This window comes from Micrococcus sp. KRD070 (genome assembly GCF_017168435.1).
In the GTDB taxonomy this organism is placed as follows: Bacteria; Actinomycetota; Actinomycetes; order Actinomycetales; family Micrococcaceae; genus Micrococcus; species Micrococcus luteus.
In genome coordinates, this window is the sequence record NZ_JABFNH010000022.1 from 74,291 (window position 1) to 97,974 (window position 23,684).

Consider the following 23,684-nt stretch of genomic DNA (forward strand, 5'->3'; position numbering starts at 1 on the left):
ACGTCGGCCCGCATCGGCCGCCGTCGTCCTCCGCCCCCGATCCGCGCGGCACCGCGCGGCACGTCGACACCACAGGAGCAGACGCGATGACCACCCAGCAGCCCGACATCCCCGGCACGCCGGGGCCATCCCCCCACTCTGCCATCCGCGCCCCGGGCGACGCGGCCGGAGGTCATGCGCGCCGCCACCGGTCCTCGACCCGTTCGGCCAGGCCCGCCCGCTGCAGCCGGGACAGACAGGCCAGGACGGTGGGCAGCGCGAGCCCGGCGCTGACGGTGATCCGGTCGACGGGCACCGCCTGGCGCAGGGGCAGCGCCTCGTGGACGAGGGCCTCCTCCATCGTGAGCCCGTCGGTGGGCCGCGCGGCAGGCTCGGGAGCTGCCCGGGTGGACGACGGCCCACCCGCGCCGCCGCTCCGGGCGGGCCCCTGACCGAGCAGGGCAAGGGCCTCCTGCTCGGTGGTGACGAGACGGGCGGGGCTCTCCTGCAGCAGACGGTGGCAGCCGGCGGAGCTGGGCGAGGTCACGGGGCCGGGGACGACGCCCACCTCGCGGCCGAGGCCGAACGCGTGGCCCGCCGTGTTCTGCGCTCCCGACCGCCAGCGCGCCTCGACCACCAGCACGGCCCCCGCGAGCGCGGCGATGACTCGGTTGCGCTGCAGAAACCGGTAGCGCGTGGGGCTCGCCCCGGGCGGCATCTCGGACACGAGCAGCCCGGCGGCCATCACCGCGCGGAGCAGGTCCTCGTGGCCGGCCGGGTAGAACCGGTCGAGGCCGCCGGCCAGCACCGCCACCGTGGGCGGGACGCCGTCGCGATCCGCCGCGTCTCCCGGTGCGGCGAGCGCCTGCAGCGCGGCCCGGTGGGCGGCGCCGTCGATGCCGTACGCGCCGCCGGAGATCACGCACGCGCCCTGCTGGACGGCGTGGGCGGCACAGCGGGCGGTCACCGTCCGCCCGTACGCGGTCGCCTCCCGGCTGCCGACGACGGCGAGCATCCGGTCCGCGGGAGGCAGCGTTCCGGAGCCGCGGAACCACAGGCCCAGAGGCGCCTCCTCGCCCAGGTCCGCCAGGGCGGCGGGCCAGGCGTCGTCCTCGGGGATCAGCAGGCCTCCCCCGAGCCGGTGCAGAGTCACGAGGTCGCGCTCCGGCTCCAGTCGGGCGGCCCGGGGCGCCCAGCGGGCCAGGCCCGCGGCCCAGCGCCGGGGCAGCGTGTCGGGCGTGCCGGCGTGATCGGCGAGCAGATCGCGTTCGGCGGGCTGGATCGTCTCCCGGCCCGTGAGCAGGGCGAGCGCCCGCTCCGGCCCCAGCGCCGTGACGGTCTGCACCGCGAGCGCGTCCCCGGGCTCGACCAGCCGGGTCAGGGCGGCGCGGGCGAGCCGGGCGGCGTCCGGCCGGCGCGGCCCGGCGACGGGGACGTGGTCTGCCGCCGGGGTGACGTGGGTGGTCATGCGTCCTCCTCGTTCTGGTGGCGCAGCGTGAGTGCCACGTCGGTGTCCTCGGGTGCGGGCCGTTCGGCGCCGCGCAGGTCCGCCAGGGTCCAGGCGAGGCGGAGGACGCGGGCGTGGCCGCGCGCGCTCAGCAGGCCCTGGTCGACGGCGTCGTCCGCGGGCCGGCGGGCCGCCCGGGGCACGGCGTACGGGCCGTGCCGCAGCACCGCGGCGGGGACGTGCGCGTTGCGGCGCAGCCCGGACGGGACGAGCCCGCGCTCTGCGGCGGTGGCCCAGCGTTGGGCCTGGCGGTCGGCGGCCGCGGCGACCCGGGCGGCCACCTGCGAGGTGGTCTCGGAGGCGGGCGCCCCCGTGAGCTGCCGCGCGTCGACGGGCCGCACGGTGACCTGCAGGTCGACACGGTCCAGCAGCGGTCCGGAGAGCCGCTGGGCGTAGCGGCGGCGTTCGGGCACGCTGCACCGGCACTCGACGCCCGTGCCGCCGCCCTTGCCGCACGGGCAGGGGTTGGCGGCCAGCACGAGCTGGAACCGGGCCGGGTAGACGACGGCGCCGAGGGCCCGGTGCAGCAGCACCTCCCCGGACTCGAGGGGCTGGCGCAGCGCCTCGAGGGTGCGTCGTTCGAACTCGGGGGCCTCGTCCAGGAACAGCACGCCGCCGTGGGCGAGGGAGGCCGCTCCCGGCCGGGCGAGGCCGCTGCCGCCGCCCACGAGGGCCGAGCGGGACGCCGAGTGGTGGGGTGCCTCGAACGGCGGGGTCCGGTCGATGTCACCGTCGAACCCCTGGGCCGTCCCGCCCCTGCGCCGGACACGGGCGGCGCCGCCGCGGAGGGAGCGCAGGGCGGCGCACTCGAGCGCGGTGCGCCGGTCCAGGGGCGGCAGGATTCCGGGCAGGCGCTCGGCCAGCATGGTCTTGCCCGCCCCCGGGGCGCCCATGAGCAGCAGGTGGTGGGCGCCGGCGGCTGCGACCTCGAGGGCGAACCGGGCCTCGGCCTGCCCGGCGACCTCGGCGAGGTCGGGCACCGCACGGGCCGGCTCCGGTTCCGGGGCTGTCACCTCCCGTCGGGCCGGGCGGCGGGGCGCCTCTCCGTCCGGTTCCCCGCCGAAGGCGCGGATGACGTCGTGCAGATGGGCGAAGCCGCGGACCTCGGCGCCGGGGACCAGTCGGGCCTCGGCCTCCGCGTCCTCGGCGACGACGATCTCGGAGCACCCCGCGTCGACGGCGGCCATCACCATCGCCACGGTCTCCGGCGAGCGGTGCAGGGCGCCGTCGAGGCCGAGCTCGGCCAGGAACACGGGCCCCTCGACGTTCCGCACCCGCCCGTCCGCGGCGTAGGCCGCCAGGACGATCGCCAGGTCGTGGCAGGCGCCCCGCTTGTGCACCCCCGCCGGCAGCAGGTTCACGGTCAGGTGCCGCCGGGTCAGGGGCAGTCCGGCGTTGCGCGCGGCGGAGCGGATGCGGTCCCGGCTCTCCTGCAGCGCCTGGTCCGGCAGGCCGAGGAGGGTGAACCCGGGCAGGGACTGGGCGATGTCCGCCTCGACGTGCACGACCTCCCCGCGCAGACCCGCCAGCGTGATGGAGCGGGTGCGTCCGATGCCGCTCACGGCCGCACGTCCTGCAGCAGATCGAAGCGGATCCCGCCCGTGCGCGGCACCAGCACGGCGACGGCGTCGACGCGCCAGGGCGTTCCCCGGCGCTCTCCGGCGTGGGTCCGCACCCATGCCGCGGTGAGGCGGTGCAGCCGGGTGAGCTTGCGCCGGTCGATCGACTCGAACGGGTCGCCGAAGGCCAGGCCCGAGCGGGTCTTCACCTCGACGCCCACCCACCAGCCGGCGTGCTGGGCCACGATGTCCAGCTCTCCGGCCTCACCCCGCCAGTTGCGGTCGGCGATCACGTAGCCGCGCTCGGCGAGCCAGCGTGCGGCGGCGTCCTCGCCGAACCGGCCCAGCGCCGTGTGCGCGCGGCTGGCGCGCCTGTCTCCGGGCGGCTGCGCCCCGATCCGTTCCGCGGTCCCCGTCATCCCGACCACCTCCTGGGCACCAGGGTGGTCCCGAGCAGGGTCGCCGGGTCGGCGACGGCGGGGATTGTGCGGGGCCGGACGCCTGTGCAGGAGTGGACGTCGGCGTCCCGCCCTCGGGGCCGATCAGGCGTGGGTCAGCTCGGCAGCTGGCCGTCCGGCGGGACCGTCAGGTCCTCGGTGGGCAGCTCCTCGATGTTCACGTCCTTGAAGGTCAGCACCTTCACGCGCTTGATGAACCGCTGCGTGCGGTACACGTCCCACACCCAGGCGTCCTCGAGCAGGATCTCGAAGAACACGTCCCCGTCCGCCTGGCGGGGCGTCAGCTGCACGTCGTTGGCGAGGTAGAAGCGCCGCTCGGTCTCCACGACGTAGCGGAACAGGCCCACCACGTCCCGGTACTCGCGGTAGAGCAGCAGCTCGGCCTCGGCCTCGAAGTCCTCGACGTCGTCTGCGCTCATGACATGCCTCCTCAGTGTTCGCCGCGCACCCGCGACAGTCCGGGCACGCACGGCCTCCATCCTCCCCCGTCCGGGGGTCGCACGTCGAACGGGCGGCCGCGCCCGGCCCCGGGGGCTCAGTCGAACAGCGTGGGCGGCGCCTGCGCGGGCGCGTCCGGCAGCCCGAGGTTCCAGCTGCGCCGGTGCTGCTCGCTCGCCCCGCGCTCGGCCAGGGCGGCCCGGTGCGCGGCTGAGCCGTACCCCTTGTTCCCGGCCCACCCGTACCCCGGGTGCGCCGCGTCGAGGGCGATCATGACGTCGTCGCGGGCCACCTTCGCGGCGATCGACGCGGCCGCCACCGTCGCGCACCGGTCCTCGGCCCGCACCAGCATCGTGGGCACGGGCGGCAGCGGGCGCGGCGCGGGCGCGGGGCCGGCGTCGGGATCGGAGCGGCTCAGCCAGTCGTCCCGGCCGTCGAGCACGAGGGCGACCGGCTCCTGCCCCACCGCGGCGTACAGCGCCGCCCACGCCCGGCGCCCGGCGAGGCCGAGGGCCGCCGAGATCCCGAGCGCGTCGATCTCCGCGGGGCCGGCCTCGCCCAGCGCCACCCCGGCCGCCCAGGCCTCGATCTGCGGGACCAGGGCGCGCCGGCGTCGGTCCGTGAGCGCCTTGGAGTCACGCACCGGAGGGATCTGCCCGGCGGCGGGCAGCCACGCGGCGCACACCCCGACGACGACGGGCCCGGCCAGCGCGCCACGGCCCACCTCGTCCATGCCCGCCACGAGCACCCGGTCCACTCCCCGCGCGGCGAGGACCGGCGCGGCCAGCCCCGCCTCGACGTCCAGGCCGGCGCGCACCGTCGGCCGGCCACCGCCCCGGCTCGCGGTCACGTGCGGGCCTCCGGCGCGGGCGCGTCCGGCACGGCGGCGAACGCGTCGGGGTCGGCGCCGGCGCCGCCGATCCGGTCCAGCGGCCAGACCACGAGCCGGGCGCGGCCCACCACGTCGTCGAGGGCCACGAACCCGCCCCCGGGCCCGGCGCGGTGCGCGCGGGAGTCCGCCGACGCCGAGCGATGGTCGCCGAGCACCCACAGTCGCCCCGCGGGGACGGTCACCTCGAACGCCTCCTGCGCGGGCGTCTCCCCCGGCGCGAGGTACGGCTCATCCACGGGCACCCCGTTCACGCGCAGCGTCTCCTCGCCGGGCGTCCAGGAGACGGTGTCCCCCGGCAGCCCGACGGCCCGCTTGATCACGTGGCCGCCCCCGGGCAGCCAGCCCTTCGTGTCTTCGAACACCACCACGTCACCGCGGCGCACCGGGAACGGGTCCGGGGTGAGCAGCGTGGCGACCACGCGGTCGCCGGCCTGCAGCCCGGGCTCCATGGACGAGGACGGGATGGCGTACATGCGCGCCAGGAAGGCCCACGCCAGCACGCAGGCGAGTACGGTCACGGCGGCGGCGATCAGCGCGGTGCGGCGCCCCGTCACGGCGTGTCCCCGGAGGGGGCGTCCACGGTCCCGCGGCGGGCCAGGGGCCACACGATCTCCGCGGCCCGGCCCTCGACCCGCTCGAGCGGGATGAGCCCGCCGCCGGGGGCGCCCAGCAGTGCGCGGGAGTCCCGGGAGGCGGCGCGGTGGTCGCCCAGGACGACCATGCGCCCGTCGGGCACCTCGAAGGACCAGGTCCCTGCCGCGGCCGGCTCGTCTGCGGTCACGGGCCTGCCGAGATACGGCTCGTTCAGCGGCTCACCGTTGCGCAGCAGCCGGCCGTCCGGGGCGCAGCACTCGAGGCGGTCCCCCGGCAGGGCCAGCACGCGCTTGACGAAGACGTCCTCGGCCGCGCCGACACCCCACCACCGGGCGACGTCCTCGAGGCCGCGCTCGAGCGATCCGGCCGAACGGTACGGCGCCAGGCTGCCGGCGCCGTCGAACACCACCACGTCGCCGTGGTGCAGGCCCTGCCCGCCGGCCGCGGCGGCCTCCACCCGCACGCGGTCGCCGGGCTGCAGGGTCGGCTCCATCGACCCGGAGGGGATGAGGTAGACGGGGCCGGTGAGGGCTCGCAGCACCGCGGCCACCACGACGGCGGCCACCACGGTCAGGCCGAGCCACGCCCACCAGCGGCTCGTGCCGGAGGCGGGGGCCGCCGTCGGGCCCGAGGAGGAGCCGGCCCCGGACGCGACGGAGCCCCGTGACCGGCGGGGGTCACGGGGCTCCGAGGTGCGCATGGGTCGATCACCGGTCGGCGGGGCCGACCGGGATGATCACTTGGCGTCGGCGCGCTTCTCGCGGATGCGGGCGGCCTTGCCGTGGCGGTCGCGCATGTAGTACAGCTTCGCGCGGCGCACGTCGCCCTTGGTGACGACCTCGATCTTGTCGATGACCGGGGAGTGCACCGGGAACACGCGCTCCACGCCGATGCCGAAGGACACCTTGCGGACGCGGAAGGTCTCGCGCACGCCGTAGCCCTGACGGCCCATGACGTAGCCCTGGAACACCTGGACGCGGGCGGTCTTGCCCTCGATGATGTTCACGTGCACCTTGACGGTGTCGCCGGGGGCGAACTCCGGGATGTCGTCGCGCAGCGTCTTCTTGTCGAACGAGTCGAGAATGTGCATGTCATCTCTCCTGGCGGATGCCACAGGTCAACCGCGTGGTATGCGGGCGCACGGCCCGTCCACGTCCGCATGACGAGGGGGCCGGGTCCCGAGCCGAGGGCCGGGCTCCGCACGTGGGGTGCGGTCCCGGGGTCCGATCCGTTGACGCGCGCCCCCTGTGGCAGGTCGGGCGTCCGGCGGACGCGAGGATCCATTATGCCACAGCCGACGACGTCGCGACGCCCCTCCGGCCCGTCGGGCGCGGCGGGTCAGGCCTCGGAGCCGTACGCCGCCCACAGGTCCGGTCGCCGCTCGCGCGTGCGCTCCTTCTGCTGGGCCCGACGCCAGGCCGCGACCTTGCCGTGGTCGCCCGAGAGCAGCACGGGCGGCACCGCACGGCCCCGCCAGTCCGCGGGCTTGGTGTAGACCGGGTACTCCAGCAGGCCGTCCTCGTGGGACTCCTCGACGAGCGAGGCCGGGTTGCCCACGACGCCCGGCACGAGGCGGCCGACGGCCTCGATCATCGCCAGCGCCGCGACCTCGCCGCCGTTGAGCACGTAGTCGCCCAGCGAGACCAGCCGCACCTCGAAGAGCTCCTCGGCCCAGCCGAAGACGCGCTCGTCGATCCCCTCGTAGCGGCCGCACGCGATCGCCACGTGCTCCCGGCCCGCCAGTTCCCGGGCGAACCGCTGGGTGAAGCGCTCCCCCGAGGGCGTCGGCACGAGCAGCACGGGGCGGTCCCCCGGCTCCGCCGACGACGACTCGGCGGGGGCCGGTGACACGGGCCCCTGGGCCGCCACGTGCTCGAGCGCGAGCGCCCACGGCTCCGGTTTCATCACCATGCCGGCGCCGCCGCCGTAGGGCGTGTCGTCCACGGTGCGGTGCCGGTCGAAGGTGAAGTCGCGCAGGTCGTGGACGTGCACGTCCACGAGGCCCTCGCGGCGGGCACGGCCCAGCAGCGAGACGTCGAGCACCGCGAGGTACTCGGGGAAGATCGTGACGACGTCGAAGCGCACCGCTCAGTCCTCCGCATCCGCATCGGCGGGCCCGTCTACGGCGCCCTCGTCCTCGCCGGTGGCGAGCTCGAGCAGCCCCGGCGGCGGGGTCAGCACGAGCACGCCGGCCTCGGAGTCGATCTCCGGGACGATCTCCTCGACGAAGGGCACCAGGGCCTCCTCCTCGACGCCGTCCAACGCGACGTGCAGCAGATCCTGGACCGCCCCGGTGGTCAGGGCCGTGACGACGCCGACGCGCTCGCCGTCGACCCGCACCTCGAGGTCCACGAGGTCCTCCTCGTACCACTCGTCGGACTCCTCGGGCGCGGCGGGAACGGCGAACAGCTGGGCGCCGCGCAGGGTCTCGGCGACGTTGCGGTCCGGCGACTCCTCGAAGCCGACCACAAGGATCTGCTTGTTCCACCGGGCGCGGGTGACGGTGAGCTCCGCCGGCAGGCCCGGGGCGCCGTCGCGCACCACGAGGCGCTCGCCGGGGGCGAAGCGGGCATCCGGGTCGTCGGTGAAGACCTGCACGGTCACCTCGCCGCGGATGCCGTGCGGCTTGCCGATGCGGGCGACGCGGACGAGGTCGTCCTGGGCTGCGGGACTCATGGGCTCTCCTGGGTGGGACGGTCGGTGGCGGGAGGCCGGAAGACGACGACGGCCCGCCGGCCCGGTGAGGGGCGGGCGGGCCGTGCGTCACGGGCCGTCAGGAGCGGCGGTCGGTCTCCACCACGTCCACGCGGACGGGGTGGCCGGCCAGGCCGTCCAGCACGGTGCGCAGCGCGGTGGCGGTGCGACCCTGGCGGCCGATCACGCGACCCAGGTCCTCGGGGGCCACGCGGACCTCCAGCATGTCGCCGCGCCGCTGGGAGCGGGCGTCCACGCGGACCGCCTCGGGCGTGTCCACGATGCCGCGCACCAGGTGCTCGAGGGCCTCGGTCAGCATGGTCACTCGGACTTCTCGGCGTCCTCGGCCGGCGCCTCAGCGGCCTCCTCGGCCGGAGCCTCGGCGGCCTGCTCGGACTCGGCCGGGGCCTCCTCCTGCTTCGGCTCCTCCGGCAGGATGACCGAGCCCTTCTCGGGGGCCACGAAGGCCTCCTTCTCGGACTTGGACTTCAGGGTGCCCTCGGCGCCCGACTCGCCCTTGAACTTCTGCCAGTCACCGGTGACCTTCAGCAGCGCGGCGACCTGCTCGGTCGGCTGGGCGCCGACGGAGAGCCAGTACTGGGCGCGCTCCGAGTCGATCTCGATGAACGAGGGCTCCTCGGTGGGGTGGTACTTGCCGATCTCCTCGATGGCACGGCCATCGCGGCGGGTGCGCGAGTCCATGACGACGACGCGGTAGAACGGGGCGCGGATCTTGCCGAACCGCTTCAGACGAATCTTGACAGCCACGAGTGTGGTTCTCCTTCAGTGGATCTGGGGGGCCGGGGCACGACGCCGCGTGGGGGCAGCGGGCGTCGACGACCTGGCACACGGAACGGAGCGCAGCGGAGGATAGAGGGTCGTCCGGGCTCACGCTCAGTACCGTGCCATTCTGCCAGATCGGGCGGGCCGGTGCACACCCGGCGCGCCGCGACCGAGCAGCGGGCGGCTCAGCGGTCCTTGAGGTACTTCTCGAAGCCCGCCGGCAGGTTGAGGGTGGACGGGTCGAAGCCCTCCATGCCCGCGCCGTCGCGGCCGAACACCGCCCCGGCCTGCGCCTGGGCGGCGCGGGCGCGCCGCTCCTCGATCGCCTTGCGCTCGGCCGCGGCCTTGGCCGGGTTGCCGGACTTCACGCGATCGCGCTTCGCGTTCTTGCCCTTGCCCTTCGTCTTGCGGGAGGCGCCGCCCGGCATCCCGGGCATGCCCGGGATGCCACCGCCGGCGGCCATGCGCTTCATCATCTTCTGCGCCTCGGCGAAGCGCTCGAGCAGGCCGTTGACCTCGGACACGCTCACGCCCGAGCCGCGGGCGATGCGGGCACGGCGCGAGCCGTTGATGATCTTGGGGGCCACGCGCTCGTGCGGGGTCATCGAGTGGATGATCGCCTCGACGCGGCCGATCGACGACTCGTCGAACTGCTCAAGCTGCTGCCGCATGCCCTGGGCGCCCGGCATCATCATGAGCATCTTCTTCAGCGAGCCCATCTTCTTGAGCTGCTGCATCTGGGCGAGGAAGTCGTCGAGGGTGAAGTCCTCCTGGTCCGCGAACTTGCGGGCCATCTTCTCGGCCTCGGTGCGGTCCCAGTTCTGCTCGGCCTGCTCGATCAGGGAGAGCACGTCGCCCATGTCGAGGATGCGCGAGGCCATGCGGTCCGGGTGGAAGACCTCGAAGTCCTTCAGGCCCTCGCCCGTGGAGGCGAACATGATCGGCTTGCCGGTCACGTGGCGGACGGACAGCGCGGCGCCGCCGCGCGCGTCGCCGTCGAGCTTGGTGAGCACGACGCCGGTGAAGCCGACGCCCTCGTTGAACGCCTGGGCCGTGGCCACGGCGTCCTGGCCGATCATCGCGTCGATGACGAAGAGCACCTCGTCCGGGTCCACGGCGGCGCGGATGTCTGCGGCCTGCTGCATGAGCTCGGCGTCCACGCCGAGGCGGCCCGCGGTGTCGATGATGACCACGTCGTGGTACTTCGTGTTGGCCTCGGCGACGCCGTCGCGGGCCACCTGCACCGGGTCGCCGGAGGCGGCCTCGAACTCGGAGGAGACGCCGGGGTGCGGCGCGTAGACCGGGACGCCGGCGCGCTCGCCGCCGACCTGCAGCTGCTTCACGGCGTTCGGGCGCTGGAGGTCGCAGGCCACGAGCAGCGGGGTGTGGCCCTGGGACTTGAGCAGGTGGGCGAGCTTGCCGGCGAGGGTCGTCTTGCCGGCGCCCTGCAGGCCCACGAGCATGATGACGGTGGTGCCCGTCTTGGCGTGCTGGATGCGCCGGGTCTCACCGCCGAGGATGCCCACGAGCTCCTCGTTGACGATCTTCACGACCTGCTGGCCCGGGTTCAGGGCCTGGGCCACCTCGGCGCTGAGGGCGCGCTCCTTGATCTGCGCGATGAACTGGCGGACCACGGGCACGGCGACGTCGGCGTCCAGGAGGGCGCGGCGGATCTCGCGTGCGGTGGCGTCGATGTCCGCCTCGCTCAGCCGCCCCTTGCCCTTGAGGCTGCGGAAGGTGGCTGTGAGGCGGTCGGACAGGGAGTTGAACACGGCGGGTGTGATCCTTCGAAGCGGGGTCGACTGAGCCGGACGCGGTCGGTCGCGGGCGCCGCGGCATCCACCGCGGCGCCCGCCAAGCCTAGCAACCGACCGGCCTCACCCGTCCGCGGCGGCTCACCGCGCCTCGGCGGGGACGGGCACCCCGCCGAAGCCGACGTCGTAGTGGTAGGCCGACTCGTCGTGCAGGGTGAGGTCCACGCCGCGCTCCTCGTCCTCCTCGCTCACGCGCAGGCCCAGGGTGGCCTTGAGCACGAGCGCGATGAGGAAGGTGAGCACCGCGGTGAACACCACGGCCACGACGACGGCCACCGTCTGGGCCAGCAGCAGACGGCCGTCCCCGCCGTAGAACAGGCCCGCGGGGCCCTCGGAGGGCAGGGCGAAGAAGCCGATGAGCACGGTGCCCAGGATGCCGGCGGTCAGGTGCACGCCCACCACGTCGAGGGAGTCGTCGAAGCCGAGGCGGTACTTGAGGTTCACGGCCAGGGCGCTGGCCGCGCCGGAGGCCACGCCGATCACCAGGGCGCCGAGCGGGCTGACGAAGGCGCACGCCGGAGTGATGCCGACGAGGCCGGCCACGATGCCGGAGGCGGTGCCGATCGAGGTCGGGCGGCCGCGGCGCACCCACTCCACCACGACCCAGCCGAGCATGCCGGCCGCGGCGGCGGCCAGGGTGTTGATCCAGATCAGGCCGAGCTGGCCCGTGTCGCCGGCGGCGCCGCCGTTGAAGCCGAACCAGCCGAACCACAGCAGGGCGGCGCCCAGCATGGTGAAGGGCACGTTGTGCGGCTTGTGGCCGGGGTCCACGCCGAAGCCCTTGCGCTTGCCCATCATCAGGGCCAGGACGAGCGCCGCCACGCCGGCGCTGATGTGCACCACGAGGCCGCCGGCGAAGTCCAGGGCCTCGCCGAGGCGCGAGCCGATGGCGCCCTCCTCGGCGAGCAGGCCGCCGCCCCACACCATGTAGGCCAGCGGCGCGTAGACCAGGGTCACCCACACCGGCACGAACACGCACCAGGTGAGGAAGCGGGCGCGGTCCGCGACCGCGCCCGAGATGAGGGCCACCGTGATGATGGCGAAGGTGGCGCCGAAGCCGGCGGCGATCAGACCGCCCTCCTCCATCGCGGTGGTGAGGCCGGGGTCGGCCAGCGGGCTGCCGACGAGGCCGAGCCAGCCCTCGCCGCCGGTCATGCCGGAGACCCAGAGGATCCACACGACGCCGACCAGGCCCATCGAGACGAAGGACATCATCATCATGTTCAGCGCGGACTTCGAGCGGGTCATCCCGCCGTAGAACAAGGCGAGCCCCGGTGTCATCAAGAGGACGAGGCCTGCGCTCACCACCATCCACACGGTTCCGGCGTCCAGGGTCATCTCGTTCATGGGCGTCTCCTCGGTCTGAGCCGGACGCCCGCCGCGTCGACGCCGTTCGTCCGGCGTCGTCGCCCGGTCCAGGATCGGACCGTTGCTCAAGGAGCGTAGCGGAGCGTGAGGCGCGGCACGGTGGCGCGCACGGAATCGGACGCAATGTGACGCGCCGCGCCGCCGGGGGTGACCGGGGACGCAGCGGGCCCCTCCCGACGACGTCGGAAGGGGCCCGGTGCGCGGCGCGGCGGGTCAGTCGGCCAGCAGCGCGTCCACGAAGCCCTCGGCGGTGAACGGCGCGAGGTCATCGGGGCCCTCGCCGAGGCCGATCAGCTTGACGGGCACGCCGAGCTGGCGCTGGATGGCGATCACGATGCCGCCCTTGGCGGTGCCGTCCAGCTTGGTCAGCACGATGCCGGTGACGTCCACGACCTCGGCGAACACCTTCGCCTGGGTCAGGCCGTTCTGGCCGGTGGTGGCGTCGAGGACGAGCAGGACCTCGTCCACCTCGGCCTGCTTCTCGATGACGCGCTTGATCTTGCCGAGCTCGTCCATGAGGTTGGCCTTGTTCTGCAGGCGGCCCGCGGTGTCCACGAGCACGACGTCGACGCCCTCGGCGATGCCGCGCTCCACGGCCTCGAAGGCGACGGACGCCGGGTCGGCGCCCTCCTTCTCGGAGCGGACGGTCTCGACGCCCACGCGGGCACCCCACGTGGCGAGCTGCTCGGCGGCGGCGGCGCGGAAGGTGTCCGCGGCGCCGAGCACGACGGTGCGGTCCTCCGCCACGAGCACGCGGGCGAGCTTGCCCACGGTGGTGGTCTTGCCGACGCCGTTGACGCCCACGACCATGGTCACGGCGGGGCGGTCGCCCTTGCGGGTCGCGGCGAGACGGCGGTCCATCGAGGGGTCCACCATCGCCACGAGCTCCTCGCGCAGCAGGGTGCGCACCTGCTCGGGGTCACGCGTGCCCTCGACCGTGACGCGGGCCTTGAGGCGGTCGACGAGCTCCAGGGTGGGCTCGGTGCCGAGGTCCGCCATCAGCAGCGTCTCCTCGATCTCGTCCCACACGTCGTCGTCGATGCGGTCCTGGGACAGCAGCGCCAGCAGGCCCTTGCCGAAGACGTTGTTGGACTTGAGCAGGCGGGCCCGCAGGCGGGCCAGGCGCGAGCCGGCGGCCTCGGGCCGCTCGTACTCGGGCTTCGCCGGGGCGGTCTCCGCCTCCTCGACGACGGTGGGCTCCGGCTCGGCGACGACGGGCGGCGCCTCGTCGACCTCGGGGCGTTCCAGGACGGCGGTGGAGCCCGACGGGGCCGCGTGCCGCGGGCTCGGGCGCGGGTCGTCCGCGTCCCGCACTTCCTGGTACGACCCCTTCGGCGGGGCGGGGCGCCGGTCCAGCAGGCCGACGAGCACGCCGCCCAGCAGCAGGGCGGCCACGACTGAGACTATGAGCACGATTTCCACGGGCCCAGTCTGTCACACGGGCCGTCGCCCGCCCCGGGCCGCACGGTTCACGTCAGGCGGGAGAGGGTGCCGTCCTGCTGCACCGCGACTCGGGCGTGCCCATCCTCGCTCCGGACCGTGAGGATGACGGAGCCGTCGGGGGCGCTCTCACTGTCCACCTTCACGGCGTCGCCCGCGGCGGCCGGGACGAGCACACTCACGATCGCGGACTCGGCTCCGGTCGAACGGAACGCGACCTGAGTCGCCTCCTCCCGTTCCTGCTCTGCGGGGTAGTGCCATCCGTGGTGGGCGTGGCCGCCCTCGACGTCGGTCTCGCCCCGTCGCAGGTGCACACCGCCACGCGGCACCGGCTCACCGTCCAGGCGCACCTGCACCAGGGTCGTCGATTCGCCGGAGCCTGCGTCCACCGCCCGGACGGTGTCCTCGGAGACCCTCTCTGCCGAGAACTCCGCCGGAAGATTCCAGAGCGTCTCGACCACATGGTCCGTCCGGCCGTCGAGGATGCGAGTGCGATCCACGATGACGGCGACGTCCGGGTCGGTGAGCACGAGAACAGAACGGGCCCGCTCCCCGCCGACGTCCAGGTTCTGGCGCGCCGTCGCACCGTCGGCAGAGCCATCCGACGACACCCACACATCACCCCGCTCGGCGGGACCCGCGCCCGGGTACTCGTCGAGCGTCGGAATGTGGATCACGTTGTGCGCAGTCGGCCCCAGACCCCACGGTCGCCAACTGTCCTCGACGATGCCGGGATGTCCCCCGTCTTCGACGATCTGGCGACCGCGCGCCGTGTACAGGAACTGCATCAGATCACCGCGGTGGGACTTCGTCTCCCGCCCCGTGCCCGTGCGCAGCATCCACGCGGCGGCGTCCGCGAAGCCGTCGTCGGGAGTTCCCCAGGATGACCGGCCGAATACGGGGCCGGAGTCAAAAGCACGGACACGGTCGGCGGACGCGACGCCCTCCGCCCCGTCGGTGGCCGCGTAGCGCAGCTCATCGCTCATGCCGTCGAATGGCTTGACAGGGAACTCTGCACTGTCCCCGTATTGCCAATATGAGCCCGTCGAATCAACCATATGAGGAAGGGCTTGACCCATTTTTTCCACCCCATCCTCGAAGGCGCCGGATTCGACCCCGCATCGGGCTGCCGTCTCATCGATGGCTTGGAAGAGCACATAGTTGAATTGCGCGTAATGCGGTGCCGCTTCGTTGCTGAGGCCCTGGTCGTCCACCTGGAAGGGGATATCTCCTTCGGCGCGCTCCATGGCGTGCTCCATCCAGTCCGGTCGGCCCAGAACGCACCCGGCGCCCAGAAGAGCCAGATTCTCCATCGACCCGTGATTGTGCCGCTTCGAGTAGCGCGCCATGTTCTGCGCTGCGTGCTGGCCGATCAGATCATCCAGCCAGGCATACTCCTCCGGCAGACTGCCGTCCTTGGCAAGTTCAGCAGAACGTGCTGCGCGGTCGGCGACCACTTCACGGAAGCAGAGGAGGACCCCCATGCGATGATGGTTGGCCTCCGCATCATCATGGTCGCCGCCCCATCCGCCCTCGTGGTCAGCCCGCCAATCGCGTATGACCCGCTCAGCGACACCGAGGGCCTCCTCGTCGCCTTCCCGGCCGGCTTCGATGCTGGGCCCGATCCACCTGAGGGAAGACAGCCACAGACGCCAGCCTTCGTCCTGGTAAGGATCTACATCCCAGTCGATGTCACCCGATCCGTCACCCACCGCGACGGGATCGAACTGGCGCCACCCGTAGACGTCCCGCGCGTTGGTCTCCACGGTGTTGAATCTCTGGAGCTGCCCATAGCCTCGACACGGAGAGAGGCTTGCGCGTTCGACGGCGGTCATGGGGTGGCCAGCTGTCTGGGGAGGATCCCCGGACTCGTCGCCGGGCGCCGCGGCAGGGTGAGGTGCACAGCCCGCCAACCCGACGGCAGCGGCCAGCAGGCCGGCGCAGACGCGGAACATCCGGCGACGGCCGGAGGAAGACCGGTGGTCCATCTCACCAGTGTCCCACGAGGCGTGGCGGACGTCGCCCCGGGTCGCACACCCGGCGCCGTGCGAAGATGGCGGTCATGCCGTTGTCGTCCGCCCGCTCCTCGCGGGTCCCCCTGCCCCGTGAGATCAAGGTCCTCGTCGCCGCCGCGTTCATCATCGCGATCGGCTTCGGCATCATCGCCCCGCTGCTGCCGCAGTACGCGGCGACGTTCGACGCGTCCGCCGTCGGGGTGGCCGCCGTCGTGTCCGCGTTCGGGCTGACCCGCCTCCTGTTCGCCCCGGTCTCCGGCAAGCTGACGAACCGGCTCGGCGAGACGCCCGTGTACATGACGGGCGTGCTGATCGTGGCCGCGTCCATGTTCCTGATCGCCTTCGCGCAGACCTTCCCGCAGCTGATCCTCTTCCGCGCGATCGGCGGCATCGGCTCCACCCTGTTCACCGTGTCCGCGATGGCGTTCCTGGCCCGGAAGTCCCCGCCCACGATGCGCGGCAGGATCTCGGGCGCCTACGCGTCCGCCTTTCTGATCGGCAACATCGTGGGGCCGATCGTGGGCTCCGCCCTGGCCGTGTTCGGGTACCGGGCCCCGTTCCTGATCTACGGCAGCTCCCTGGTGGTGGCGGCGGCCCTCGTGTTCTTCCTGCTCAAGGACACCCGGCTCGCGGACCGCGCCGTCCGCGACGTCCGCCCCGCCATGCCGATCCGGGAGGCCCTGGCCAACCCGTCCTACCGGGCCGCGCTGGTCTCCTTCTTCGCCAACGGCTGGGCGACGTTCGGGGTGCGGAACTCGGTGATGCCCCTGTTCGCGGCGAGCGCGTTCGCCGGCACGGCGCTGCTGGGCTGGGAGGTGGACGGCGCGCTCATGGCGGGCCTGGCCCTGTCCGTGTTCGCGCTCGGCAACGTCACGGCCGTGACGTTCAGCTCGCGGCTGTCCGACGTGCACGGGCGCCGGCCGCTGATCCTGACGGGCCTGCTCGTCATGGCCGTCACCACCGGGGTGATCGGCTGGATGAGCTCGCCCGCGCTCTTCCTGCTCGCGTGCCTGCTGGCCGGCGCGGGCACGGGCACCCTGAACGCCCCGCAGCAGGCGGCCATCGGCGACGTCGTCGGCCAGGGGCGGCGCGCCGGCGCTGTGATGTCCACCGCCCAGATGTCCGCCGACCTGGGCGCCATCTCCGGTCCGCTGCTGGCCGGGCTCGTGGTGGACACCGCCGGCTACGGATGGGCGTTCGCGCTCACCGGCGGCGTCATCCTGCTCGGCGCGCTCGCGTGGTGGCGTGCTCCGGAGACCAATCTGCCGATCGTGCCCGGTGGGCCCCGCACCGGGTCCCTGCCGCTGGTCCGCCCGGAGGACGCCCGGGTGACCCCGCGCGAGGACGGGTGACGTCGGGGCAGGCACGAGGCCGCCGTCCCCGCGGGGACGGCGGCCTCGTGACGTCGACGGGGTGGGTGTCCCCGTCCGGGGGTGTGGTGCGGCTCAGGCGCCGTCGAAGGCCGGCAGCCGCTCGCCCACGCCGAGCAGCTCGGCGATCGCTGAGACCGTGCGCTCGGCCGCGCGGCCGTCGCCGTAGGGGTTCACGGCCTGGGACATCGCGCTGTACGCGGCCTCGTCCGTCAGCAGGCGGGTGACCTCGGTGACCACGACCTCCTCGTCCGTGCCGATCAGACGCACGGTGCCGGCGGTCACGGCCTCGGGACGCTCGGTGTTCTCGCGCATCACGAGGACGGGCTTGCCCAGCGACGGGGCCTCCTCCTGGACGCCGCCGGAGTCCGTCAGCACGACGGTGGCCACAGACAGCAGGTGGGTGAACTCGCCGTAGGCGAGGGGCTCGGTCACGAGCACGTTCTCGCGGCCCTCGATCTCCGGCAGGATCGCCTCGCGCACCACCGGGTTGCGGTGCGCCGGCAGCACGAAGGTGACCTCGGGGTGGTCCGCGGCCAGGCGGGCCAGGGCGCGGCCCACGCCGCGCATCGCATCGCCCTGGTTCTCGCGCCGGTGGGTGGTCACGAGGACGACGCGACGGCCGGACGCCTCCAGCTCGGCCAGACGCTCGTCCTCGAACGGCACCTGGTGGCTGACGGCCTCCAGCAGTGCGTCGATCACGGTGTTGCCCGTGACGTAGACGTCCTCCGCGGCCACGGCCTCACGCAGCAGGTTGTCCCGGCTCACGGTGGTCGGGGGCAGGTGCAGCGCCGAGATCTGGCTGGTGATCTTGCGGTTGGCCTCCTCCGGGAACGGGGAGAGGATGTCGAAGCTGCGCAGGCCTGCCTCGGCGTGGACCACGGGGATGCCGCGGTTGAAGGCGGCGACGGCGCCCGCCGTCGAGGTCGTGGTGTCGCCCTGGACGACGACGGCGTCCGGCCGCTCCTGCTCGAGGACGGCGTCGAGCCCGTCGAGGGTGCGGGCGAACACGCCGTTGAGGGTCTGGCGCGGCTGGATGATGTTCAGGTCGTGGTCCGGGACGATGCCGAACAGCTCGTTGACCTGGTCCAGCATCTCGCGGTGCTGCCCCGTGACGGTCACCACGCACTCGAACCGCTCGTCGGCCTGCAGCGCCTTGACGATGGGGGCCACCTTGATCGCCTCCGGGCGGGTTCCGTAGATGGGCATGACCTTGGGCACAGTTGCTCCTCTTGACTGGACGACGGACCGCGGCCGCGGCCCGATCAGGCTCGACGCGGGCGCGAGCTGTCGCCAGTCTACTGACGGCGCCGCCGCACCACCGGTTGCTAGAGTGGCGACTCGCGGCGGGCCGCCCCGGCCCGCCTTCCCGCCTGCATGAAGAGAGGCCGCGACGGCATGGCAGACACCGGCGATCCCCGCGTCCCGAGCGGCACCGCGGTCCTGACCGTGGACGGAGCCACCCTGCGCCGAGTGGGCGCCCGTCCGGGCCTGGCGCGCTACCTGGCCTCCCTCTGGGAGTACCGCTCGTTCATCCTGTTCGACTCCCGCTCCCGGATCGCCGGGGCGAACTCCGTCAACGCGCTCGGCCGCGTCTGGATGGTCCTCAACCCGATCCTCGACGGCGCGGCGTACTTCCTCGTGTTCGGGCTGCTGCTGGGCACCGGCCGTGGCGTGCCGAACTTCCTCGGCTACCTGATCATCGGCGTGTTCCTGTTCCGCTACACCTCGAGCGCGATCACGGCGGGGTCGCGTTCGATCTCGACCAACCTCTCCATCGTCCGCGCCTTCCGCTTCCCGCGGGCCACACTGCCGATCGCGACGAACATCCGCGAGCTGATGCTCTTCGGCCCGACGCTGGTGGTGATGCTGGTGCTGGTCCTGGCCATCCCGCCGATGGAGCAGATCACGTGGCGCTGGCTGCTGCTGATCCCGCTGCTGGCGCTGCAGACGCTGTTCAACGTCGGCGCCTCCCTCCTGCTGGCCCGCTACGTGGCCCGCTGGTCCGACCTGTCCAACCTCATCGCGTTCGGCACCCGGATCTGGCTCTACGTCTCCGCCGTGTTCTTCAGCGCCGACCGCTTCGCGAACATCCCGCCGTTGATGACCGCCATGCATCTGAACCCGCTGTTCTGCGTCCTGGACATCGCGCGACAGTCCCTGCTGTACGCCTCCGACGCGGACCCCATGCGGTGGATCGTCCTCGCGGCGTGGACGGCGGCCCTGCTCGTGGTGGGGACCGTGGTGTTCTGGCGCGCCGAGGAGACCTACGGGGAGGAACGATGAGCGCGGAGCCGCTGACTCCCTCCGTCGTCGTCGACGAGGCGTCCATGACCTACCGCGTCCTCTCGGCCGAAGCGGTCCAGCCCCGCCGGGGCCTGCGGGGTCGGGTCCGCGCCGCCCGGGGCGTTCGCACCACGGAGGTCCAGGCGCTGCAGCCGCTGTCGTTCGTGGTGGGGCGCGGCGAGTCCGTGGGCGTGATCGGCACGAACGGGTCCGGCAAGTCCACCCTGATGAAGCTCATCACTGGCCAGATGCGCCCGACCACCGGCCACATCTACGCGACCTCCACGCCCGTGATGCTGGGCGTCAACGCCGCGCTCGTGCGCCAGGTCTCCGGTGAGGACAACATCCGTCTGGGCTGCCTGGCGATGGGGATGTCCCGCGCGGAGGCGGAGGCCAAGCGGGACGCCGTCGTCGCCCTGTCCGGTCTCGACGACCACGCGCTCCAGCTGCCGCTCAAGGCGTACTCCTCGGGCATGGCCGCGCGCCTGCAGTTCGCGATCGCCACCTCGGTGGACCCGGACATCCTCGTGATCGACGAGGCGCTCAACACGGGCGACGCCCAGTTCCGGGAGCGCACGCGCCAGCGGCTCGACGAGTTGCGCGAGCAGGCCGGCTGCGTGTTCCTGGTCAGCCACTCCCTCAGCACCATCCAGGAGATGTGCCAGCGCGTGATCTGGATCGAGCGGGGCGTCCTGACGATGGACGGCAGCCCTCGCGCCGTGACGCGCGGCTACAACCTCTACGCCCGGGCCATGGCCCAGGGGCGGACCGAGGAGGCCCAGGAAATCCTCGAGCGCAAGCAGTCAGAGCTCGTGCGGGAGCGCATCGCGTGGAGCGGCGGCGAGCGGCCCACCGGGATCACCGCGCTGTGAACACGGCCGGGGCGCGGCTGCGTCGCTGGGTGGGCCGGGCCCGCATCGTGGGCGAGCGCGCGGCCGCCACGGCCGGCGACGTCGGCGCCTCGGCCCTCCGCGCGGCGCGCGGCGCGCGGGGCGCGGCCGTCCTCCCGGAGCGCACCTGGCGTGCGGCGGACGTGTATGTGCCGGACGCGTCGGCCGCGCTCCCGCTCCCGGCGGCGGCGGTGCTGCGCCGCGCCCTGACGGGTGCGCGCGTCCCCTCCCTCGACGCGTTCTCCCCCCTCGGGCCCCGGCCGGCCGCCGCGCCGGCCGTCCTGCTCCTGCCGGTGGACGGGCAGGCCGGGCGCGGCTGGTCCGTCGAGGCGGCCGCCGAGCTGGCCGGCCGGCGCTGCGCGGACCTGGAGATGCCCGCCGGCGCGCCCGGCCTGCACACGGTGCTGATGACTGACCCGGCCTCCCGCCGGGCCCTGACCGCCGCCCTGCGCACCGCCGGGGCCCGCCTCCCCGGGGTGGTCGTCGTCGCGTGCCCGGACCCGGCGACGGCGGCCGGACGGGCGCGGGCCCTCGCCGCACTGGGGCTTGTCGACGCTGTCCTCGCCCCGGAGGGGACCCGGCTGGACCCCGCGCTCGCCAGCGTGGCCGCACGCGCGGGCCGCGCCGTGATCGGCCCGGACCGGGCAGGCGAGACGTGGGAGCGCCTGGCCGCCGCCGGCCGGGCGGCGCGCCTGGACTCGCTCACTCCCGCCGAGGCCGCCGGCCCACCCGCCGCCTCCACGCCCCGGGTGCGGGTGACCGCGGAGCCGCGCCGCGTCGTCGTCGCGGGCCACGACCTGAAGTTCGCGGGCGCGCTGATGGACCGGCTGCGCGCCGACGGGCACGAGGTGCGCGTGGACGCCTGGCGCGGCCATGCCCGCCACGACGTCGAGCGCAGCCGCGCCCTGGCCGCGTGGGCGGACGTGGTGCACTGCGAATGGAGCCTCGGCAATCTCGCCTGGTACTCCCGGCACCTGGACTCCCCGCACCGCACCACGCGGTTGACCAGCAGGCTCCACCTGCAGGAGGCGGGCACGGCGTTCCCGTCCCGGGTGCGTCAGGACGCCCTGGACGAGTGGGTGTTCGTGGCCGAGCACGTGCGCGCCCAGGTGCTGCGGGACACCCGCTTCCCGGCCGCGCGGACCTCGGTGGTGCCGAACGCGGTGGCCGTGCCGCCCACGCTCCCGGACGGCGACGACGACCGGCGCTTCGTGCTCGGGCTGGTCGGCGTGCTGCCCGAGCGGAAGGGACTGCACCGCGCCCTCGACCTGCTGGCCACGCTCCGGCGGGTCGAGCCCCGCCACACGCTCCGGATCCGCGGCCACCACCCGGAGGAGGTCGGCTGGATGGCGCAGCGCCCCACCGCGGCGGCCTACTACCGGGCGCAGCTGCGCCGCATCGAGACCGACCCGATGCTCGCCGGAGCCGTGGCCTGGGACCCCCACGGGCCGGACATGCCCGCGTGGTACGCCCGGGTGGGCGTCGCGCTCTCCGTCTCGGACTTCGAGTCGTTCCACTTCACGCTGCCCGACGGCGCCGCGCACGGCTGCCTGCCGGCCGCACTCGCGTGGGCGGGCGCCGACCTGCTCTACCCCGCCGCGTGGCTGAGCCCGGACGTGGCCACCATGGCCGACGCCCTTCGCCGGGCCACTGCCGACGCGCGGGCCTGGCGGTCCGCCGTGGCCCAGGCCCGGGTTCACGTGGGTCACCACTACGACACCGCCCCTGTGACGAGACGTTTGACGGACGCGGTGATCTGTCCTTGACTACGCTGCCTCTTTAGTGGGGCGTGATGCCCAGCCGGTCGTAGAGCGACCGATAGCGGCGCGCGTTGGCCTCCCAGGTGCGCGTCTGCAGGGCCCAGTCCCGGCCGGCCGCGCCGAGGCGCGCCCGCTCGGCCGGGTCCTCCGCGAGCCGGTCGAGGGCGGTGGCCAGCGCGGCGGGATCCTCCGCGGGGACGAGCAGACCGGTCCGCCCGTCCTCGACGAGCTCGGCCAGGGCCGGCAGGTCCGAGGCGACGACGGGCCGGCCGGTGGCCGAGGCCTCGACGGTCTTCATCGGCGTCACCGCGCGGGTGACGGGCAGGTCCCGGCGCGGGACCGTGAACACGTCCAGGGCGGCGTGGTGCAGGCGCGCATCCTCGCGGTCGACCCGCCCGGGGAAGGCGCATAGCTCAGCGATGCCGAGCTCCGTGGCCAGGGCCTGCAGCCCGGGCCGGGCGACGCCGTCGCCGGCGATGTGCACGCGCAGCCCGGGACGGTGCGGGGCCAGCCGTGCGGCGGCGCGCAGCAGGGTGTCCAGGCCCTCGTAGTCCACGAGGCTCGAGACGGTGCCCACCACGAAGGCGTCGGTCGGCAGGTCCCAGCCCAGCCGGGCGCGTGCCTCGTCCCGGTCCGCCGGCTCGGCAACGAAGGCCGGGCCCACGGCGTTGGGGCAGAGCACGACGGCTTCCTCGGCCACCCCGGCCGCGACCAGGCGGTCGCGCATGCCCGCCCCGAGCGTCACGACCCCGTCGGCGCGGCGGGCGGCCTCGGCCTCCCGCTCCTGGAAGAGCCGGTACCGTTCCGAGGCCAGGGCCTGGGGCCCGCGCACCGCCGCCCACGTGTCCGCGAGCTGCCCGCGGACCTCGTAGACCCACGGGATCCCGAAGGCCCGCGCCACGGCCTCGACCGCGAGCGCGTTGACGAAGTGCGTGGTCGTGTGCAGCAGGGCGGGACGGTGTCGTCGCACGTGCGCGGCCAGCAGCTCGGCGTGCTGCTGGATGCGGGCGGCCTGGCCCTGGGCGAGCCGCGCCGGCAGCAGCCGGGCGTAGCCGATCCCGTCCACGACATCCCGCTGTGCCGCCCAGGGCACGCCGATCTGCACGGGGTAGCCCGGCCGCGTGACGGCGGCGACCTCGAAGCCCTCGTTCCGCAGGGAGGTGAGGATCGCGTGGCTGCGCTGGGCGTATCCCGACCCGGTGTGGGGCAGGGAGTTGGTCAGCACGTGCAGCACCCGCCCCGGGACCGGGCGGTAGCCGGGCTCGGTCGGCACGGTCGGGGCGACGCCGCGGAACGCGTCCCGCTCCCCCGCCATGCGGCGGGCGAGATGACGGTTGCGGGGATGCCGCGCGGCGAGCGCGGCCGCGCCGCCCAGGTCGCCGCGGTGCGCCGCCAGGCGTGCGGCGGCGGCCGTCCACGCCGCGCCGCGATGCTCCTCCGGCACGCTGCCGAGCAGCGTCTCGGCGATGTCGGGCCGGCCCATGCCGAGGGCCGCGTCGGCCCGGTGGACCAGCCCGCGGCCGCCGCCCGCCCCCGGACGGGACGCGCGGACGGGCCGGCCGGCCTCGTCCACGCCGAGGGCGGCCAGGGCCGCCGCGCGCTCGCCCCGCATCTCGTGGCCGAGCGCGGGCACGACGCCGTTCCGGCCCAGGCGGGTGAGGACGCCGGCCGCCCCGCCCGCCACCGCGGGCGGCAGCCGACGGGAGACCTGCAGGGCCAGCAGCACCGGGTCGTCCGTCACGTGCTCGCGGACGGTCTGGGCGGTCAGGGCCAGGGACCGCAGCAGCGGGCGGCGGGACGACGCGGGGCGCTCGCGTGCGGTCATCGGTGCGGGCTC

At 74.3% G+C, this 23,684-nt stretch carries 22 protein-coding genes; 4 read left to right on the top strand and 18 right to left on the bottom strand.

The window, feature by feature from the left end:
* Window positions 1-172 precede the first annotated feature (172 nt).
* From J1M38_RS08025 to J1M38_RS08100, 16 genes are all read right to left on the bottom strand, one after another.
* Window positions 173-1,447: a DNA-processing protein DprA gene (locus J1M38_RS08025; protein ID WP_020624515.1), complete on the bottom strand. Its 1,275-nt coding sequence runs from the start codon at window positions 1,445-1,447 to the stop codon at window positions 173-175.
* Window positions 1,444-3,048, bottom strand: coding sequence for a YifB family Mg chelatase-like AAA ATPase (locus tag J1M38_RS08030; RefSeq protein ID WP_206482145.1), 1,605 nt, complete (start codon window positions 3,046-3,048; stop codon window positions 1,444-1,446). The genes J1M38_RS08025 and J1M38_RS08030 overlap by 4 nt, the downstream gene beginning before the upstream one ends.
* Window positions 3,045-3,464: a YraN family protein gene (locus J1M38_RS08035; RefSeq protein WP_041103128.1), complete on the bottom strand. Its 420-nt coding sequence runs from the start codon at window positions 3,462-3,464 to the stop codon at window positions 3,045-3,047. The genes J1M38_RS08030 and J1M38_RS08035 overlap by 4 nt, the downstream gene beginning before the upstream one ends.
* A 134-nt stretch (window positions 3,465-3,598) precedes the next feature.
* The gene (locus J1M38_RS08040; protein ID WP_041103130.1) at window positions 3,599-3,922 is read right to left on the bottom strand and encodes a DUF2469 domain-containing protein; all 324 of its coding nucleotides are present in this window, start codon (window positions 3,920-3,922) and stop codon (window positions 3,599-3,601) included.
* Window positions 3,923-4,038: 116 nt separating this feature from the next.
* Window positions 4,039-4,791: a ribonuclease HII gene (locus tag J1M38_RS08045; protein WP_044659137.1), complete on the bottom strand. Its 753-nt coding sequence runs from the start codon at window positions 4,789-4,791 to the stop codon at window positions 4,039-4,041.
* A complete protein-coding gene (gene lepB / locus J1M38_RS08050) occupies window positions 4,788-5,387 on the bottom strand; it encodes a signal peptidase I (RefSeq protein WP_020625065.1) in 600 nt (199 codons plus the stop codon). The genes J1M38_RS08045 and lepB (J1M38_RS08050) overlap by 4 nt, the downstream gene beginning before the upstream one ends.
* The gene (lepB, locus tag J1M38_RS08055) at window positions 5,384-6,127 is read right to left on the bottom strand and encodes a signal peptidase I (RefSeq protein WP_020625066.1); all 744 of its coding nucleotides are present in this window, start codon (window positions 6,125-6,127) and stop codon (window positions 5,384-5,386) included. The genes lepB (J1M38_RS08050) and lepB (J1M38_RS08055) overlap by 4 nt, the downstream gene beginning before the upstream one ends.
* A 36-nt stretch (window positions 6,128-6,163) precedes the next feature.
* Window positions 6,164-6,517 carry a 50S ribosomal protein L19 gene (gene rplS, locus J1M38_RS08060; RefSeq protein ID WP_002853821.1) on the bottom strand — a complete coding sequence of 118 codons (354 nt, stop codon included), beginning with the start codon at window positions 6,515-6,517 and terminating at the stop codon, window positions 6,164-6,166.
* A 248-nt stretch (window positions 6,518-6,765) separates the two neighbouring features.
* Complete coding sequence (gene trmD / locus J1M38_RS08065) at window positions 6,766-7,512, bottom strand: tRNA (guanosine(37)-N1)-methyltransferase TrmD (protein WP_060974134.1); 747 nt, start codon at window positions 7,510-7,512, stop codon at window positions 6,766-6,768.
* Window positions 7,513-7,515: 3 nt separating this feature from the next.
* The gene (rimM, locus tag J1M38_RS08070) at window positions 7,516-8,103 is read right to left on the bottom strand and encodes a ribosome maturation factor RimM (protein ID WP_185194695.1); all 588 of its coding nucleotides are present in this window, start codon (window positions 8,101-8,103) and stop codon (window positions 7,516-7,518) included.
* A 97-nt stretch (window positions 8,104-8,200) separates the two neighbouring features.
* The gene (locus J1M38_RS08075) at window positions 8,201-8,440 is read right to left on the bottom strand and encodes an RNA-binding protein (RefSeq protein ID WP_029248213.1); all 240 of its coding nucleotides are present in this window, start codon (window positions 8,438-8,440) and stop codon (window positions 8,201-8,203) included.
* A 2-nt stretch (window positions 8,441-8,442) separates the two neighbouring features.
* Window positions 8,443-8,889, bottom strand: coding sequence for a 30S ribosomal protein S16 (rpsP, locus tag J1M38_RS08080; RefSeq protein WP_020628324.1), 447 nt, complete (start codon window positions 8,887-8,889; stop codon window positions 8,443-8,445).
* Window positions 8,890-9,089: 200 nt separating this feature from the next.
* Window positions 9,090-10,676, bottom strand: a complete 1,587-nt coding sequence (ffh, locus tag J1M38_RS08085) for a signal recognition particle protein (protein WP_060973685.1) — start codon at window positions 10,674-10,676, stop codon at window positions 9,090-9,092.
* Between the two features lie 123 nt (window positions 10,677-10,799).
* On the bottom strand, window positions 10,800-12,056 hold the full coding sequence (locus J1M38_RS08090; RefSeq protein ID WP_230277847.1) for an ammonium transporter: 1,257 nt from the start codon (window positions 12,054-12,056) through the stop codon (window positions 10,800-10,802).
* 243 nt (window positions 12,057-12,299) lie between these two features.
* On the bottom strand, window positions 12,300-13,508 hold the full coding sequence (ftsY, locus tag J1M38_RS08095) for a signal recognition particle-docking protein FtsY (protein ID WP_181816366.1): 1,209 nt from the start codon (window positions 13,506-13,508) through the stop codon (window positions 12,300-12,302).
* A 47-nt stretch (window positions 13,509-13,555) separates the two neighbouring features.
* Window positions 13,556-15,292 (bottom strand): alginate lyase family protein, encoded by a 1,737-nt coding sequence (locus J1M38_RS08100; protein ID WP_185194693.1) that lies wholly within the window; start codon window positions 15,290-15,292, stop codon window positions 13,556-13,558.
* A 296-nt stretch (window positions 15,293-15,588) separates the two neighbouring features.
* Between J1M38_RS08100 and J1M38_RS08105 the strand changes: the two genes are divergently transcribed.
* Window positions 15,589-16,893 carry an MFS transporter gene (locus J1M38_RS08105; RefSeq protein WP_206481482.1) on the top strand — a complete coding sequence of 435 codons (1,305 nt, stop codon included), beginning with the start codon at window positions 15,589-15,591 and terminating at the stop codon, window positions 16,891-16,893.
* Window positions 16,894-16,986: 93 nt separating this feature from the next.
* On the opposite strand, the gene wecB is transcribed toward J1M38_RS08105, so the two are convergent.
* Entirely contained in the window at window positions 16,987-18,132 is a 1,146-nt protein-coding gene (wecB, locus tag J1M38_RS08110; RefSeq protein WP_100057394.1) for a non-hydrolyzing UDP-N-acetylglucosamine 2-epimerase, read from the bottom strand.
* 177 nt (window positions 18,133-18,309) lie between these two features.
* Here wecB and J1M38_RS08115 point away from each other — a divergent pair, with 177 nt between their 5' ends.
* From J1M38_RS08115 to J1M38_RS08125, 3 genes are read left to right on the top strand one after another with little or no spacing between them, the layout of a single operon-like run.
* Window positions 18,310-19,197: an ABC transporter permease gene (locus J1M38_RS08115; RefSeq protein WP_098471505.1), complete on the top strand. Its 888-nt coding sequence runs from the start codon at window positions 18,310-18,312 to the stop codon at window positions 19,195-19,197.
* Entirely contained in the window at window positions 19,194-20,069 is an 876-nt protein-coding gene (locus tag J1M38_RS08120; RefSeq protein WP_100057395.1) for an ABC transporter ATP-binding protein, read from the top strand. The genes J1M38_RS08115 and J1M38_RS08120 overlap by 4 nt, the downstream gene beginning before the upstream one ends.
* Entirely contained in the window at window positions 20,066-21,853 is a 1,788-nt protein-coding gene (locus J1M38_RS08125) for a hypothetical protein (RefSeq protein WP_342356222.1), read from the top strand. The genes J1M38_RS08120 and J1M38_RS08125 overlap by 4 nt, the downstream gene beginning before the upstream one ends.
* 13 nt (window positions 21,854-21,866) lie before the next feature.
* Here J1M38_RS08125 and J1M38_RS08130 read toward each other — a convergent pair.
* Window positions 21,867-23,684, bottom strand: a 1,818-nt coding sequence (locus J1M38_RS08130) for a glycosyltransferase family 4 protein (protein WP_342356223.1), incomplete at its 5' end; no start/stop codon positions are given.